The organism is Holzapfeliella floricola DSM 23037 = JCM 16512 (assembly GCF_001436605.1).
GTDB classification, from domain to species: Bacteria; Bacillota; Bacilli; order Lactobacillales; family Lactobacillaceae; genus Holzapfeliella; species Holzapfeliella floricola.
Window position 1 is genome coordinate 148496 of the sequence record NZ_AYZL01000006.1, and the last position, 13594, is coordinate 162089.

The following is a 13594-nucleotide window of genomic DNA, read 5'->3' on the forward strand; positions in this document are numbered from 1 at the left end:
TTGTTGCGGTATGTATTTTTGGCTCTTATTTCAAAAAATACATGAGACAATTGAAAGGTAAAAACTAATTATTATTTTCGAAAGCCAAGCAAAAAAGACTTCATGATGTGACCCCCAAAAGTTGGACCAAAAATCCAAACTTAAAGGGGTCTTTTTTATGGTCAAATTTAATCAAGCATTCAAACTAAAAATTGTAACCGATTATCTCAATGGGAAAAGTTCAACCAACTTGTGTCGTCAATATCATATTGCTCAAACTGGTACTATTTTCAAATGGGTTAAGCGTTACCAACGTTATGGTATAGCTGGTTTAGCGATTCAAAAACCAAACACCAAAACCTATACTTTTGAATTTAAACTGCAGGTGTTAGACTTTCAAAAAAGACACCAATTATCCTATCCTGAAGCAGCTTTATATTTCAATATTCCAACTGCTAGTACGATTTATAATTGGCAAAACAATGGGAGTTATACGGTGAATCAGGCTTACAATCATGTCCTGGTTGCCCTAAAAGACAAATAAAACCACAAGATCCACATTACTTTATTAAGTATCACTATGAAAGAATCAAACATCAAGTAACTTCAACTATCAAAGCTGCGACAGAATTAATCCAACAATTACCTGAGTATTCAACTCGGTTTATTTTGCATACCATTGGTCTGGCTAAAAGTGTGTATTATTATCACTTAAATCAAGACAAACAAAAAGATGAGCGACTGCTTAATCACATCAAATTAATTAAGCAGGCTCATCCTAACTATGGTTATCGGCCGTCTAACCTTCGCCCTAAAAAATGAAGGGATAGACGTTAATCATAAACGTGTTCAGCGTATCATGCAGTTAAATCACTTGCAAGTAACCGCCTATGGTAAGAAAAAGCGTCGCTATAATTCTTATCGGGGTCAAATTGGAAAAATCGCAAATAATCATCTCAAGCGTCGTTTTGATGCTCAAAAACCTTATCAAAAACTGGTAACAGATGTCAGTGAATTTAGATATGGTAAAGCCGATATCAACCATCGCGTTTATTTATCGCCAATACTAGATTTGTATTCTCGAGAAGTTTTAGATTATGAAATCAGTTCCCATCCGACTGTAAAGTTGACACTAAATCCAGTTCAAAGACTGGTTAAACGATTACCTCAAACACAGACACAACCTATTTTACACAGTGACCAAGGATTTCAATATCAAACACCAATTTGGCAGAAAACGTTAAAAGATAATTCAATTAGTCAAAGTATGTCACGCAAAGGTAACTGTTTAGATAATGCAGCCATGGAATCATTTTTTCACATTATGAAAGCTGAAGTCATGACAACACATTATCAAACAAAACCCGAATTAGTTGACGCGATGAAAAAATGGATTCATTATTACAATAATGATCGAATCAAATTAAAATTGGGTGGCAAGTCTCCGGTTCAATACCGAAAACTCACCACCCATTTTAACTAAATCAATGTGTCCAACTTTTTGGGGTCACATCATAGCTAGCTTTTTTATTTAACTTTACCAACTGCAAATACTTCGTTTGCAATTTCGATTACGAGTTTAATTTTATCCCATTGCTGTTCTTCAGTTAAATGGTTCCCTTCTTCTGTTGAAGCAAAACCACATTGAGTGCTTAGGGATAAGTTTTCAAGTGGGACATATTGACTAGCTTCTTTAATACGCGATTTAATGACTTCTTTTGACTCAAGTTCTGGTTTTTTGCTAGTAATTAATCCTAAAACGACTTCTTTACCAGGTGTAACATGTTTTAAGGGTTCAAAATCACCTGAACGATCATCATCAAATTCAAGATAGAAAGCTGAAACATTTTCTTTTGCAAATAACGTATCAGCAACGGTTTCATAACCCCCACTTGCTGCCCATGTTGAGGCATAATTACCACGACAAACATGCGTTGTCACTGCTAAATCTTCTGGTAAATCAGCTAATGCACGATTATTAAAGCTTAGGTAAAGGGCTTTTAGTCGATCAATATCTTGATAATCTTTTGAAATCGTCTTCCAAAAACTTTTATCGGCAATCATTCCCCAAGTACAGTCATCTAATTTAACATGACGACAGCCTTCATTATATAAAGCAATAATTAAATCGTGATAGGCTTGGGCAACGTCTTCAATTAACTGATCTTCACTTGAATAAAATCGACCGATTGCTTCAATATTCTCAGGTCCTCTGACCAGTTCTGCATAAAGTTGAGCAGGAGCTGGGATACTTTGACGAGCAACTAACTCATCATCGTGTTCAACTAGACTTTGCAAATATTTAAATGCTAATAAATCAGGATGATTAGGGTTAAATTTGATTTTTCCGCTCACTTGAGCAGAATCATTACGAGTTTCAACACCCTGGAATAAATAGCCATGTTCTTGTTTAGTATGACTAATCCCATCAAATCCCCAAAAAGTATCTAAGTGCCAGTAACTTCGGCGTAATTCACCATCCGTTACGATTTTTAATCCAACTTCTTTTTGTTTTTGGACTAATTTTTTGATTTCTTCATTTTCAATTTGTGTTAAGTCAGCTTGCGTAATTTTATTTTGATTAAATTCTTCACGTGCAATTTTTAGACTTTCAGGTCTCAAAAAACTACCAACTGTATCATAGTGACTAAGTGTTCCATTAATTTTTGGCATAATAAGGGCCTCCTTCAGATTGTTTGATTACTTTAATTTTTCAAAAGCTTGGGCAAAATCCTGTTTTAAATCATCAATGTCTTCAAGTCCAATTGATAGTCTTAATAATCCATCAGTAATGCCACGTTCTAGACGTTCTTCTCGGTTCAATTCAGCATGGGACATTTTCGGAGGGTATGAAATAATTGACTCAGTTGCACCTAAAGATACCGAAAAGACTGGGATTTTAATTTCTTCAATTAACTTTTTGACATTTTCTTCAGTTCCAATGTCAAATGATAAAACCGCACCACCTGCTTTTGCTTGGCTAATCTGTAAATAATAACTGTCAGATGTTTCAAGTCCAGGATAGTTCACTTTTGTAACGACAGGTTGCTCGGTTAACCACTTGACAAATTCTAGGGCATTTCTTGACGAAGTTTGCATTCGAACACCAAGTGTTTTAATCCCTCTTAATAACAAGAAGGAATCAGCAACACCTAAAGTTGCTCCCATCGCATTTTGTAAGAAATAAACTTGATCTGATAAAGCTTTAGTTTTCGTCACGACAAGTCCCGCTAAAATATCACTATGACCCGCTAAAAATTTAGTTGCACTGTGAACAATAAGGTCTGCTCCTAATTCTAATGGCTTTTGTAAAATAGGTGTCATAAAAGTATTATCAGCAAATACCAAAGCACCTCTTTCATGAGCAATTTTTGAAACCTTTTGAATGTCGGTTACTTGTAAAGTCGGGTTTGCTGGTGTTTCAAGATAGACCACTTTAGTGTTCTCTTGAAAAGCATCTTTCAACGCTTTTTCATCGCTTAAATCAACAAATGTATGACTGATACCATAATTAACTAAAACTTCAGTTACCAAGCGAAAAGTACCACCATAAACATTTTTTGTCACAATAACGTGATCACCTTGTTTAAGCGTTAGTAAGGCTGTTGAGATTGCGGCCATTCCGGTAGCAAAGGCAAACCCACGGTCACCATTTTCAAGTTCTGCAATACTTTCTTCCAAAACATCTCGAGTTGGATTACCACTTCGGGCATAATCCCACTGACCAAATTCATCGAGTCCGGGTTGTTCAAATGTTGAAGACAAATAAATCGGTGGATTCACCGCTCCAGTATGGGAATCAGGTTTAGCTGTTGATTTGACTACTTTAGTCCAATCTGAAAATTCTGCTTGACTCATTTTTCATTCCTCGCTTTCAGCTTGCTTAAATGCTTGTTTGAAGTCTTTAATTAAATCATCACTATCTTCTAGACCACATGAAATTCGTAGTAAGTTATCGGTGATACCTGTTTTTTGTCGTTGCTGTTCACTTAAATCGGCATGAGTTTGAACAGCTGGAACAGTGACTAAGGTTTCTGTTCCACCTAAGCTTTCTGCAAAAGAAACGACTTCCAGCTTCTTTAAAAACGTATCGATTTTAATATTTTTTGCCGTATAAAGACTAATCATACCGCCTTTACCTGGATATAAAACATTAGTTACGGCCTTTGATTGTTTAAATAAACTGACTAATTGCTGTGCATTTTCTTGTTGCTTCTTCAATCGAATAGGTAAAGTTTTCAGACTACGAAGTAGCAACCATGAATCAAATGGGCTAATGTTTGAGCCAATTGTAATCAGATTTTTATCCAGAACCTCAGCTGTTTGCTCATCTTTACAAATGACGGCCCCAGCTAAAATATCATTATGACCTGACAAATATTTGGTCGCACTATGAACTGCAATATCGGCTCCTTCATCCAAAACTTGTTGAATGAGTGGCGTATAAAACGTATTATCTACAATTAATTGAGCCTGATTTTGATGTGTTAATTCAGCTGTCTTTTTGATGTCGATGACTTTCATCATTGGATTTGAGGGTGTTTCTATCCAAACAGCTTTGGTTTTTTCGGTCAGCAATTGGGCAAGCTGGTCAAAATCCTGACCATTCCATTGACTAAATTCAATGCCATATTGTTGGCTCAATAAATCAAAAAATCGAAAAGAACCACCATACAAATCATCAGATACGACAATATGATTACCACTTTTAAATTGCGTAAAAACCAATTGAATCGCAGCCATCCCTGATGATAATCCAAATGCACGCACACCATTTTCAAGTTTAGCTAATACTTCTTCGAGTACTTGTCGTGTTGGCTGGTTCATTCGTGAATAATCATAACCTGTTGATTCACCTAAACCGTGGTGTCGATAAGCTGTTGAAAAATAAAGTGGCATCGAAATCGCACCCGTGACATTATCTTGGCGATTTCCTGCTTGGGCAAGAATCGTATCGATTTTCTTCTTCCATGTACAGTGACTTTCCATTTTTTTGCTCCTTAAAATTTAGATTTTATCAAGTGCTTGTTTTAAATCAGCAATCAAATCATCACTATTTTCAATTCCTATTGATAAGCGAATTAAATCAGGTGTTACACCAGCTGATTTTAGTTCTTCCTCGTTTAATTGAGCATGAGTTGTTGAAGCAGGATGAATAATGAGTGATTTAGTATCTGCAACATTGGCTAATAATGAAAATAACTGAAGTTCTTCAATTAATTTTTGACCAGCTGCTTTTCCACCTTTCAATCCTAAAGTGAAAATTGAGCCTGTTCCTTTTTTGAAATAAGTATTGGCTAGTTCGTGGTAAGGATTATCTGCTAATTTTGGATAATTAATCCAGTCAACTTTAGGATGTTGTTTTAGAAAATCGATGACTTTTTCAGTATTTGAAACGTGACGTTCAACTCTTAGCGACAATGTTTCCAGTCCCTGAAGTAGTAAAAATGAATTAAATGGACTAATTGCGGCTCCTAAATCTCTTAGCGTTTCTGCCCTTACTTTAGTTGTAAAAGCAGCTCCTTCAATATCTGCAAAAATCAAACCATCGTAGTGTGGATTTGGTGTAATAAATTCTGGGTAACGATTCGTTTTTCGATAATCAAATTGACCATTTTCAACAACCACACCACCCATTGTTGTTCCATGACCACCAATGAATTTGGTAGCAGAATGCACCACAATGTCAGCTCCATGTTCTAATGGTTTAACTAGATAAGGTGTTCCGAAGGTATTATCAACGATAAATAAAATATTGTGTCGGTGTGCAATTTCTGCAATTTTTTCAAAATCCACGAGATTAATATTAGGATTCCCAATACTTTCAACATAAATAGCCTTGGTATTTTCGGTGATTTGTTTTTCAAAATTCAAAGGATTATCAGAATCAACAAATTTAGTTGTAATTCCATATTTAGGTAGGGTTACCGAAAACAATTCGTATGTACCACCATATAAACTACTAGCTGATACAATTTCATCACCCTGTCCTGCAATATTTAAAATCGCAGACGTAATTGCTGCTGCACCTGTAGCTAGAACGACAGCAGATGTGCCGTTTTCAAGAGCTGCAATTCTTTTTTCTAAAACATCTGTTGTGGGATTGGTTAATCGAGTATAAATATTACCTGGTTCTTTTAATTCAAAACGATCTGCAGCTTGTTTGGGATTATCAAAAACATAAGAGGTTGTTTGATAAATTGGAACAGCTCGAGCACCTGTTTCTTTATCAACTTGTTGTCCTGCATGAACTTGCAAAGTTTCAAAATTAAATTGTGTCATAAAGTAAAACCTCTTTCTTAATTAAGTCTGACCAGTTTTGATAAAATTGCTGACTACTAGCTTGCCAAGTATTAATTAGCTGTTGATTAGTGTCATAATTTTTTGGTTTTTGAATCTTTTTTTGTTGGTTTAAATCTCTTAAGTATTCATTATGAAGCGTATGAGTGTCATATTCTGGATGACCGCTAATGTAAAGTTGGTGATATTTTTTAGAGTATAAAATAAATGGACCAGCCTCTGGACTCGAGGCAATAACCGTTAAATCTTTTGGTAAGTTTTGTTCATCCACAAGAGATTTAGTATGGCGTGATTGTGGCATTGTTATCGTTTCACAATATTTCGTTAACTCGTTTTCTTCAGCTAAATAACTGGCTTGATAAATACCAAATAATTTTTGCTTTAAATTGATTTTTTCTATCTCAAAATCTTGATTAAGACCTTGTTGGGCAGCCCAACACTCGTTGATGGTTTGTTTAACATGTGTTTTGGCCCAGTTTCGAATAGTGATTAATTCATCAATATAATCAATTTCTGAAAACGCCAACTTTTCAATAGGTGCTCCAGTAATAATTAGACCATCAATTTGTTGGTGCTTAATTTCATCGAATGTGGCATAAGATGCGGCTAAATCTTTAGCCTGTGTATGCTTTGAATGGTGTGTTTTAGGATAAATAAATTGCACCGCAATTTCAGCATCTAAACTGTCTAATAAATTCAAAAATTGTCTTTCCGTTTCTTTTTTGTTAGGCATTAAATTCAAAATCACGATAGTCATAGGATTGCTTTGTTGACTATTTATCCACTCTTTTTGTTGTTTTAAAAATCCATTACACGCATTCACTGACATACTTTCAACTCTCCTTTTTTGATTAAGACCATAAAAAAACGCCCCTAGATCTAAGACTATGCTTAAACCTAGGGGCGTTGTTAAACGCGGTACCACCCTATATTAGTGATAATTATACAATGCTATTATCACCATCTTCGATCCGGACACTCATGGTAGCTATCCTTCAACACAGTAACGTGTGTTATCCCGTAAATTGCTAACCTAACTGGCTCACAATTTAAACTTACTCCAAGACCATCTTCAATATTTTCTTAAATACCATCTTTCACCTAACATGGCTCTCTGTTAAAATAAGATAAATATTTACTCATCTTTTCTCAGTAAAATTTAATTATTTACTTTGTTGATGACTACTATAGCGAGATTATAATCGAATGTCAAACTCTTTTTTAAATTAATAACAGCCTCTATCAACAAAAAGCTTATTCAGTAAAGGTTTGCGATTATAAATTTTGTTGAAAAACTTTTTAAGGAGAATAAATTATGTTTACCTACAAAATTGATCATGAATTAGAACTTGCTCTACCTAGACCCGAACTAGATGCTGAGGCAATTTACCAATTAGTTGAAAAAAATCGCACTGAATTTGCAAAATGGTTGCCTTGGGCAAGCAACATCAAAAGTCCAAAAGATGAAGAAAAATTTTTGAAAGATTGTCTACAAAAATACGGTAAAGGTGAGATGTTATTAACCATTATTTGGTACAATCACAAACCTGTTGGTACGCTCACATTAAACCGATTTCATGCGAGCGATAAAAGTACTGAGATTGGCTACTGGCTCGATAAAGATGCTAGTGGCAAGGGCATTATGCATCGTACTGTGTTGGCACTATGCGATATTGCATTTACCGATTATGACATTGACAAAGTTGAAATTCACGCCAGTGTTAAAAATGACAGTAGCAACAATGTTGCTAAAAAAGCTGGTTTTCATTTTGATGGTATTCACCGTGCAGGTGAATTATTACGAGATGGTTTTCATGATTCAACGATTTGGTCTTTACTACGAGATGAATGGCAAAATAAAAAAGCAAGATAGGCTTAAGCCTATCTTGCTTTTTTCATAGATTAGTTGTTAGCTAGTGCTTTTTCAACTGCTTCACGTTCTGATTCAATTAAGTCTACACGACTTTCAATTGCTTTAATTCCCATTTTAATTTCACGAGTTAAACCTGGTGTATTAATTTTTGGTTCAAAGAAAGCTTTAAATTCAGCTAATCTTTCAGCTGTTTTAAAAGTATTTGAAACAACCGTAATGTAGCTAGTAAATTCCATGTCGCCACCCACGGTATCTTCAAGCCATTGCCAATCGTTTTGTAGCCAATCCCAAGTTTGTTGTTGAGATTTATCATTTGAAAGCAAACCACTAAACCATGATCTTAAATCTTGCGGTTTAATAACTTCACTATTTTCAAAGTTTGAAATCAGCGTTTGAGCTAATTTAACATCAGATGTTGAAACTAAAGCAGCAGTTAAATCACGTTTATAACTAGCATCAGTAGATTTTTGATATTGTGTAAGCAAGTTATCAAATAATTCTTTTGAGCCATAATTCTTCACTTCATTACTCAAAACAAATGAACGAATTTCAGCTGGTAAACTTAGCAAGTTATCGCGATGCTGGTTAAATAAATCGTGTGCTTCACTCATTGCTTGTTCATTTTTGGCATAAAGAGCCGCACTTAACACATAAGGTCTAGTCAATTGATCATCATTTGATTCACCTGATTTTGGTGTGAAGCCTAAACGAGCAAATTGTTTTTCACTTAAACGGTTGAATAAGTTTTGTAAATCTTTTTTAGCTTGGCTATCTTCTTTAACAAAACGTTTTAGATTGTTAGCTAAACGGTAAAGACCTGCATTCACAATATTTGATGAACTATCTGCAAAGTTTTGTAACAGTGGGATTAGTTCAGCATAAGACAGACGACGGCCTTCAGCAAGTAAACGTAAATCTTGTAATAGTTGCATTTGAGCAATTGCATCTAGTTGGTTCACATCACTTAAAATATCATCCAGTAAAGCTTGATCATATTGCACAATAAAGTGTGAATTATTGTTCACATTCAAACGCAATGCTTGTTTATTAGCTTTTCTTAAGGCATCATAGTTACCTAAAGAAACACTCTTTTCAGTGAATAGCTCTGGCAGTTCTTTATAATTTGCATTGAGCGGAATTTGCCATTTGCGGTCAATATCTTGACCTTCACCAATAAAGAATTGTTGTTGTGATAAGGTTAGTTCACCCTCAATTACTTCAGCTTTAACTACAGGATAACCCGGTTGTTCTAACCATGAATCCATCACAGCACTAACGTCCATACCCGAGGCTTCACCTAAAGCTTTCCAAAGATCTGGACCTGTTGCATTGTTATATTGATGAGCTTCAAAGTAATTCTTAAGCCCTTTTCGTAAAGCATCATCACCAATTAATGAACGCACCATAACTAGTAAACGTGCTCCTTTAGCATAAACAATCGCAGGGTCAAATAGTGAATCAACTTCAGCTGGATGTTCAACTTGAACGTGAACAGATTGGACACCATCAGTTGCATCACGTTGAAGAGCGGCAGGTGCTTCACCTGTTTGGAAACTTTCCCAAATATGCCAATCAGGTTGAATAGCATCAATTGCCACGTATTCCATCATATTGGCAAAACTTTCGTTTAACCATAAGTCGTCCCACCATTTCATTGTAACTAAATCACCAAACCATTGGTGAGCTAGTTCATGGGCAATCACAGTAGCGACTACTTGTTTCATACTTAGTGCTGTATTGTCTGGATCTAGCAATAAGTAGGCTTCACGATAAGTTACAAGTCCCCAGTTTTCCATTGCTCCAGCTGAAAAGTCTGGTAATGCTAATTGCCATGAATGAGGTAATGGATAAGGTGTTTGGTAGAAATCTTCATAGAAGTCAATGGCACGTTTTGAAATATCCAAAGCAAAATCTAATTCATTAGATTGGTGTGCTTTTGTTGAAAATACGCCAACTTTAACCCCACTTTTAGTTTCTGTTAATTTACTTTGCATTTCACCAAAAGCAAAGGCCACTAGGTACGTTGACATTTTAACGGTTTTATCAAAGTAATGCACACCCTCTTCAACAAGGGTTTCTGGCATGTTACTTAAAGCGATTTCGCCTGGTTTTTCATCAAATTTTAGTGCCAATTCAAAGGTTGCTTTTGCTTCAGGTTCATCCACACAAGGAAAAGCCTGGCGAGCAAAGTTTGTTTCAAATTGTGTGCCGACTAATTGTTTTTTGACACCTTCATGTTCATAGTATGAAGGATAAATACCCATCATCGTATCAGTTAATGGTGCTGTATAAGTCACTTCAATCGTCGCTTCACCTGTAGTTGGTGTTTCAAATTTAACTAAGTCTTTTTCTTTATCAATTGTAAAATCAACAGCTTGACCAGCTACTTTCACTTCTGAAACAGCCAAATCTTTTTGGTGTAAAGCCATTGCTGTTTCTTTTGCTTCACCCACTATTGTTGTTGTACCACTAATCGTTTTGGTTTCACGATTAACATCAATATATAAGTCATAATGTTTAGGTTCAAAAACATCATATAATCGTTTTAATTCTGTCATGAGTCTCTCCTGTTTTTCATTTTATTTTAATAATATAAATTTATTATATCGTGTTTACCTGACTGATGCTATAACCTGACCAAATAAAAAACGCATCCTAAACTGGATGCATTTTTTGTTAATTAAAGTTTCTTCCATCCTTCGTGCATAATTGATGGAAATAGTGGGACGATTTGTTCGATTTGATCACGTTCTAATTTCAATGCAATCGCTGGTAGAACCGCATTAATAAAGTTTTCAGCTTCTTCACTGACTTCAGTTGCACCGACTAAGTGGCCAGCTTTATCAAAAACAAGTGTTTGTTTACCGATTTTATCTTCATTAACTTTTCTGAACCAATCGCCTGTAACATCACTTTCTAAGATATCGTATTTTTCACGATCAGCTTTGGCTTCGGCAACCGTTACGCCTGCTTCAGCAATTCTTGGTGAAGTAAAGGTTACAGTTGGTACCACAAATGGTTTCATATCATCTTTGGTATCCCCCATAATAAAGTGTGCGATATAGTTTGAGTGGTGAGTTGCTGTTGGTGTTAGTTTTGGATAAGTTGTATCAGCGACATCTCCTGCAACAAAAATATTGTCGATATTAGTTTGCATTTTACCATTCACTTGAATCCCTTTATCACTATAGTGAATCCCTAATTCGTCCAAACCATATCCTGACGTATTTGGTACACGACCTGTTGCATCTAAAATCCAGTCTGTTTCAACTGTTTTGCCATCATCGTAGTGCACAATATAGTGATTATTTTCTTGAGTGAATTCACTTACTGTAGCGTTTTTAATGAATTTAACGCCACGTTCTGTCATATCTTGGACTACTTCATCAACATACTCGGCATTGAATTGACGCAATACACGATCTCCACGCATCAAAACAGTGACTTCGCTACCAAAAGCATTCGCAATTGTCGCAAATTCCATTCCGATATAACCTGAACCAATAACTGTCATTCGTTTTGGTAATGGGTTTAAGTCTAGGAAATCTTTACTATCATGAGCATATTCTTTTCCTGGAACATCTAGTTGATGTGGGTGCAAGCCTGTTGCAATCACAAATTTATCTGATGTATAGGTTTTGCCGTCAATTTCAACAGTATGATTATCAACAAACTTAGCCCAGCCATGAAGCACATCAATACCAGAACCTGTAAATTTCTTTTCCATACCATCAGCTAGTGGATCGATAACTTCATGTTTGTGAGCCATGTTTTGTTCCCAACTTAAACGTAAATCACCTTGAACAATATCTTTTAATTGTTCATGTGTTCGGCTTAATTTAACTGGACCATCTAGTACAATTTTGGCATTACATGCCCAGTTTGTACAAGTTCCGCCGACTTTTTCAGCTTCAATTTTGGCTACTTTATAGCCATGTTTATTCAGCATCACCGCACCATCTGAACCGTGACCTGCACCAATAAACATCACATCGTAATCGTATTGTTGAGTTTTCATTTTAACATCTCCTTATTCAATTGAATTATGTATTTTGCACACAACAGTGTGCAGTATTGTAATGATTTATAGTGAACTAAAAACATCACTAGCAATTGATGGGAACAAGTGAATCATCCGACCCATTTGTTCTTTTGTTGGTTTTAATTCGATAATTGGAACCAAGGCATTAATGACGTCGTCTGCTTTTTGACTAACTTCAGTTGCACCAACTAATTGATTATTTTGATCAAAAACAAGACTTCTCTTGGCAATTGGTTCTTTAAAGGCTTGATAATACCAATTTGTTTGTGCTAAGTCTGATTCCACTACACGATAATCAGGATTATCTTTAGCTTCGTCGACTGAAACACCGACTTGTGCAATTCTTGGTGTTGTAAATGTCACTGAAGCAACTGCTGGAAAATCAATTTCTTTTGATGTTTCACGTGAAAACAATTGTGTTAAATAAGCACTTTCAAAAGCTGCGGTAGGTGTTAACTTAGGTTGAGAACTTGAAATAACATCCCCTGAAGCATAAATACTATCTACGCTTGTTTGAAGATAGCCATTAACCTTAATTCCAGTTTGATCATATTCAACACCAACTTCTTCAAGTCCCATGTTTTCAACATTAGGTGTACGTCCTGTAGCATCTAAGATCCATTTAGTAGCATGTTCTTGATTGTCACCATATTTCACAACATAGCCTGATGTTGTTTGTTCAAAAGCAGAAACATTAGCGTTTTCGATAAATTGAATACCATCTTTTTTCATTTGGTCAACAATTAAAGTAACGTAAGGTTGGTAAAAGTTTCTCAAGACAATACCATGACTCATCATAACCGTCACGTTAGCACCTGCTGCTTGAGCAATTGATGCAAATTCCATTCCAATATAACCAGAACCAATAATGGTAATATCTTCAGGTAATTCATCCAAAGCTAAAAATTCTTGACTATCATGAGCTAATTCATGACCATCAACCATTAATTTATGTGGATGTAGACCTGTTGCAATCACAATTTTTTCAGCTGTTTTTTCTTCACCGTTTACTTGAACAGTATGACTATCTTTTAATTGACCAAAGCCATGAATAACATCAATTCCTACGGATTGAACCAATCCTTCGATCATATCAGGTAGTGCATCAATAACATCATGTTTGTGTTTCATATTATTTTTCCAGTTTACTTTAGGAAGTTCACCTTCGAATAAATCAGACATATTTTGTTGTTGATGACGAATCAAAACAGGTGCGTCCAACGCTATTTTGGCATTACAGCCCCAGTTCGGACAAGTTCCACCCATTTTATCGGCTTCAACTACACCAATTTTAAAGCCCTTTTGTGCGAGTGGCACTGCACCGTCAAAAGTCCCGTGACCTGCACCTAAGTAAAGAACATCATAATCATATTTTGCTGTCATTTGATTGCCTCCATGAC

Annotated in this window: 11 protein-coding genes and 1 other annotated feature; of the genes, 3 read left to right on the plus strand and 8 right to left on the minus strand. The window is 35.6% G+C overall.

The window, feature by feature from the left end; all coding sequences use genetic code 11:
- The first annotated feature begins 157 nt into the window (after positions 1-157).
- Both FC86_RS00920 and FC86_RS00925 read left to right on the plus strand, forming a co-directional pair.
- Positions 158-523, plus strand: coding sequence for a helix-turn-helix domain containing protein (locus FC86_RS00920; RefSeq protein WP_056974147.1), 366 nt, complete (start codon positions 158-160; stop codon positions 521-523).
- A gap of 240 nt (positions 524-763) precedes the next feature.
- A complete protein-coding gene (locus FC86_RS00925; RefSeq protein WP_082618809.1) occupies positions 764-1462 on the plus strand; it encodes an IS3 family transposase in 699 nt (232 codons plus the stop codon).
- A 44-nt stretch (positions 1463-1506) separates the two neighbouring features.
- Here FC86_RS00925 and FC86_RS00930 read toward each other — a convergent pair whose 3' ends face one another.
- Genes FC86_RS00930 through FC86_RS00950 form a run of 5 tightly spaced genes read right to left on the minus strand, consistent with a single transcriptional unit; the run spans position 1507 to position 7108 of the window.
- Positions 1507-2652 carry a 5-methyltetrahydropteroyltriglutamate--homocysteine S-methyltransferase gene (locus FC86_RS00930; RefSeq protein WP_056974148.1) on the minus strand — a complete coding sequence of 382 codons (1146 nt, stop codon included), beginning with the start codon at positions 2650-2652 and terminating at the stop codon, positions 1507-1509.
- A gap of 27 nt (positions 2653-2679) precedes the next feature.
- Positions 2680-3837 (minus strand): aminotransferase class V-fold PLP-dependent enzyme, encoded by a 1158-nt coding sequence (locus FC86_RS00935; RefSeq protein ID WP_056974149.1) that lies wholly within the window; start codon positions 3835-3837, stop codon positions 2680-2682.
- A 3-nt stretch (positions 3838-3840) separates the two neighbouring features.
- Complete coding sequence (locus FC86_RS00940; protein ID WP_056974150.1) at positions 3841-4968, minus strand: aminotransferase class I/II-fold pyridoxal phosphate-dependent enzyme; 1128 nt, start codon at positions 4966-4968, stop codon at positions 3841-3843.
- Between the two features lie 18 nt (positions 4969-4986).
- Positions 4987-6261 carry an O-acetylhomoserine aminocarboxypropyltransferase/cysteine synthase family protein gene (locus tag FC86_RS00945; protein ID WP_056974151.1) on the minus strand — a complete coding sequence of 425 codons (1275 nt, stop codon included), beginning with the start codon at positions 6259-6261 and terminating at the stop codon, positions 4987-4989.
- Positions 6248-7108 (minus strand): homoserine O-acetyltransferase/O-succinyltransferase family protein, encoded by an 861-nt coding sequence (locus FC86_RS00950; RefSeq protein ID WP_056974152.1) that lies wholly within the window; start codon positions 7106-7108, stop codon positions 6248-6250. Before FC86_RS00950 ends, FC86_RS00945 begins: the two co-directional genes overlap by 14 nt.
- Positions 7109-7175: 67 nt before the next feature.
- Positions 7176-7439 (minus strand) — a binding site (T-box leader).
- Between the two features lie 155 nt (positions 7440-7594).
- On the opposite strand from FC86_RS00950, the gene FC86_RS00955 reads away from it, so the two are divergent.
- Positions 7595-8152 (plus strand): GNAT family N-acetyltransferase, encoded by a 558-nt coding sequence (locus FC86_RS00955; RefSeq protein WP_056974153.1) that lies wholly within the window; start codon positions 7595-7597, stop codon positions 8150-8152.
- A 29-nt stretch (positions 8153-8181) separates the two neighbouring features.
- Here FC86_RS00955 and FC86_RS00960 read toward each other — a convergent pair whose 3' ends face one another.
- The 3 genes from FC86_RS00960 to FC86_RS00970 form a co-directional block, all read right to left on the minus strand.
- Positions 8182-10710: a M1 family metallopeptidase gene (locus tag FC86_RS00960; protein WP_056974154.1), complete on the minus strand. Its 2529-nt coding sequence runs from the start codon at positions 10708-10710 to the stop codon at positions 8182-8184.
- A gap of 122 nt (positions 10711-10832) precedes the next feature.
- Positions 10833-12170 carry a dihydrolipoyl dehydrogenase family protein gene (locus FC86_RS00965; protein WP_056974155.1) on the minus strand — a complete coding sequence of 446 codons (1338 nt, stop codon included), beginning with the start codon at positions 12168-12170 and terminating at the stop codon, positions 10833-10835.
- A gap of 66 nt (positions 12171-12236) precedes the next feature.
- Positions 12237-13577: a dihydrolipoyl dehydrogenase family protein gene (locus FC86_RS00970; protein WP_056974156.1), complete on the minus strand. Its 1341-nt coding sequence runs from the start codon at positions 13575-13577 to the stop codon at positions 12237-12239.
- Between the last annotated feature and the right edge of the window lie 17 nt (positions 13578-13594).

Bases quoted from the DNA above. Each gene is read 5' to 3' on its own strand.
- FC86_RS00965 (WP_056974155.1), bottom strand. From the start codon at position 12,170: ATGAAAACTCAACAATACGATTACGATGTGATGTTTATTGGTGCAGGT.
- FC86_RS00960 (WP_056974154.1), bottom strand. From the start codon at position 10,710: ATGACAGAATTAAAACGATTATATGATGTTTTTGAACCTAAACATTAT.
- FC86_RS00955 (WP_056974153.1), top strand. From the start codon at position 7,595: ATGTTTACCTACAAAATTGATCATGAATTAGAACTTGCTCTACCTAGA.
- FC86_RS00925 (WP_082618809.1), top strand. From the start codon at position 764: ATGGTTATCGGCCGTCTAACCTTCGCCCTAAAAAATGAAGGGATAGAC.
- FC86_RS00930 (WP_056974148.1), bottom strand. From the start codon at position 2,652: ATGCCAAAAATTAATGGAACACTTAGTCACTATGATACAGTTGGTAGT.
- FC86_RS00935 (WP_056974149.1), bottom strand. From the start codon at position 3,837: ATGAGTCAAGCAGAATTTTCAGATTGGACTAAAGTAGTCAAATCAACA.
- FC86_RS00950 (WP_056974152.1), bottom strand. From the start codon at position 7,108: ATGTCAGTGAATGCGTGTAATGGATTTTTAAAACAACAAAAAGAGTGG.
- FC86_RS00920 (WP_056974147.1), top strand. From the start codon at position 158: ATGGTCAAATTTAATCAAGCATTCAAACTAAAAATTGTAACCGATTAT.
- FC86_RS00970 (WP_056974156.1), bottom strand. From the start codon at position 13,577: ATGACAGCAAAATATGATTATGATGTTCTTTACTTAGGTGCAGGTCAC.
- FC86_RS00940 (WP_056974150.1), bottom strand. From the start codon at position 4,968: ATGGAAAGTCACTGTACATGGAAGAAGAAAATCGATACGATTCTTGCC.
- FC86_RS00945 (WP_056974151.1), bottom strand. From the start codon at position 6,261: ATGACACAATTTAATTTTGAAACTTTGCAAGTTCATGCAGGACAACAA.